General features: G+C 47.6%; 1 protein-coding gene. It reads left to right on the top strand.

Going from position 1 to position 2,273, the window contains the following annotated elements:
• A partial coding sequence (locus ACKI5J_RS10580) for a glycoside hydrolase family 3 C-terminal domain-containing protein (RefSeq protein WP_407429272.1) occupies positions 1-1,836 on the top strand: 1,836 nt, incomplete at its 5' end.
• Between the last annotated feature and the right edge of the window lie 437 nt (positions 1,837-2,273).

Genomic DNA, 2,273 nt, shown 5'->3' with positions numbered 1-2,273 from the left:
AAGGCACTCGGTTACACCAATATTTACGCACCAATACTAGACGTAGCAAGGGACCAGCGCTGGGGACGTGTTGTTGAATGTTATGGCGAAGATCCTTTCCACATTGCGGAACTCGGCAAACAGATGGTACTGGGCATTCAGGAGCAGGGAGTAGCCGCCACCTTGAAGCATTACGCAGTCTACAGCATTCCAAAAGGAGGCCGGGACGGAGATGCACGAACTGATCCGCATGTTGCCCCACGTGAAATGCATCAGATGTACCTTTACCCGTTTCGCCGGGTGGTCAAGGAAGCAGCTCCTATGGGTGTCATGAGCAGTTACAACGACTGGGATGGCGTTCCGGTTACGGCCAGCCATTACTTTCTGACCGACCTGCTTCGCCATCAGTTTGGTTTCAATGGCTATATCGTATCCGATAGTGAAGCCGTCGAATATGTATTCACCAAACACCGCGTGGCAGATGATTACAAGGAGGCAGTCAGGCAGGTTGTAGAAGCAGGATTGAACGTCAGAACACACTTTACCAAACCGGAAGATTATATTCTGCCCTTAAGAGAACTCGTTCAGGAAGGCAAGGTATCTATGAAAACACTTGATGAGCGTGTTGCAGACGTATTAAGGGTGAAATTCAGACTCGGGCTTTTTGATGAGCCCTATGTCAAAGACCCGTCTGCTGCTGATAAATCGGTGCACACCAGACAGGATGAAGCATTCTCACACCAGATGAGCCTCGAGTCTATGGTATTGCTTAAGAATGAAGCGAACCTTCTTCCCTTGAACAAAGAAAAGCTCAAAAACATCCTGGTAACGGGTCCCCTTGCTACAGATGAGTCCTATGCTGTAAGTCGCTACGGACCTTCCAATAACCCTGTCACTTCCGTTTTAGATGGAATAAGATCTTACGTCGGAGCTAAGGTGAAGGTGAACTATTCCAAAGGTTGTGATATCATTGATGCGACCTGGCCAGAAAGTGAGATCATTCCCACGGAGCTTACAGCAGCAGAAAAAGCCTCGATCCAGGCAGCAGTTGATCAGGCCATGGCGGCCGATGTGGTGATCGCAGTTGTAGGTGAGGATGATAAAAGAGTAGGTGAGAGTATGTCAAGAACCGGATTGAATTTACCCGGCAGGCAGCTGCAATTGCTGCAGGCGCTGCATGCCACGGGCAAGCCGATCGTGATGGTGATGATAAACGGGCAGCCGCTTACCATCAACTGGGAAGACCGCTATATCCCGGCTATTCTTGAAGCCTGGTTCCCAGGTCCTCAGGCAGGGAAGGTGATCGCGGAGACGCTATTCGGAGACTATAATCCTGGAGGTAAGCTGACAATGACCTTTCCCAAGTCTACGGGACAGATCCAGCTTAATTTTCCGTTCAAACCCGGTTCTCATGCAAACCAACCCGCCAGTGGTCCGAACGGATATGGTAAAACACGGATAAATGGTGCATTGTATCCATTTGGCTTCGGGTTAAGCTATACCACATTTGCATATAGTAATCTGGTTGTATCCCCCGATAAGCTAAATTCGCAGGATTTGGTGAACGTCTCGGTGGATATTGAAAACACCGGCGGTCGCAAAGGAGATGAGGTTGTTCAGTTGTATTTGAAAGACCTCGTTAGCAGCGTAACCACTTATGAGTCCGTTCTCCGTGGCTTTGAAAGGGTGACTTTGAATCCGGGAGAGAAAAAGACGCTGAAGTTTGTACTGCAGCCGGATGACCTCGCTATATTGGATAAGAATATGAACTGGACGGTTGAGCCTGGAAAGTTTGTGGTGATGATGGGTAGCTCTTCAGAAGATATCCGCCTGAAGAAGGAGTTTTTGGTAAAGTAATCAATCCTAGGGGAGAACCCTCTTAGAATCCGACCAGCCTGAATGCTACACGCTTTTATTTTAGGCTATGTTGCGGGTTTGTTGAGCCTGTAGTAAGTCCATGTTTTCGTTATGAAACATGGACTTACTACGTTCTGGATCTTGCTTTGCCAAGCCTTTGCAGGCTCTCTGTTCAGCCGGATCAGAGGAAGAAGAGGGGTAATGCCGGCCTTTTTAGATCTGTCTTTTGTCGGATAGCGGCAAAGTTCTTAGCGCATGGGTGGAAAACCTTCTTAATAGTATCGCGAACCGCATTAGTGTTATAACGCTGAAAATAAGTCATTTATTTCTTTGTTTTTTCTTTTCGGCCACCTAGATTTGATTTCAGGAGACGGTAAAAGAAACCAAAATATCCGTACTTATCATGGCCATTATCGATAACAGAGGCAACATCAGGG

It is taken from the genome of Arcticibacter sp., from assembly GCF_045629565.1.
Lineage (GTDB): Bacteria > Bacteroidota > Bacteroidia > Sphingobacteriales > Sphingobacteriaceae > Arcticibacter.
Note: the sequence above shows the minus strand (reverse complement) of the source record. Positions and strands in the feature narration are given on the sequence as shown.